Genomic DNA, 249 nt, shown 5'->3' with positions numbered 1-249 from the left:
CATAGTGAACGCAGAAGCATGCTAAGTGCGAAGGAAACACTTGCAAAAGAACCGCTTGTGAAAAAGGACGGTTTAAAAGGCGGCGGCTACTATGTTGAATACCGTACAGACGATGCACGCCTTACAATCGAAGTCATGAAAGAGGCTGTGAAATTCGGAGCAGAAGCGGTCAACTATGCGAAAGTAAAAGAATTTATTTATGATAAAGGCAAAGTGGTCGGTGTTGTCATTGAAGATGTCATGACGCAG

Annotated in this window: 1 protein-coding gene; it reads left to right on the top strand. The window is 43.8% G+C overall.

All coding sequences use genetic code 11. The annotated features are described in order from the left end of the window. A partial coding sequence (locus tag SB658_RS26265) for an FAD-dependent oxidoreductase (protein WP_410603429.1) occupies positions 1–249 on the top strand: 249 nt, incomplete at both ends.

It is taken from the genome of Bacillus sp. SIMBA_008, from assembly GCF_046535495.1.
Lineage (GTDB): Bacteria > Bacillota > Bacilli > Bacillales > Bacillaceae > Bacillus > Bacillus subtilis.
This window is presented reverse-complemented; position numbering and strand designations above follow the sequence as displayed.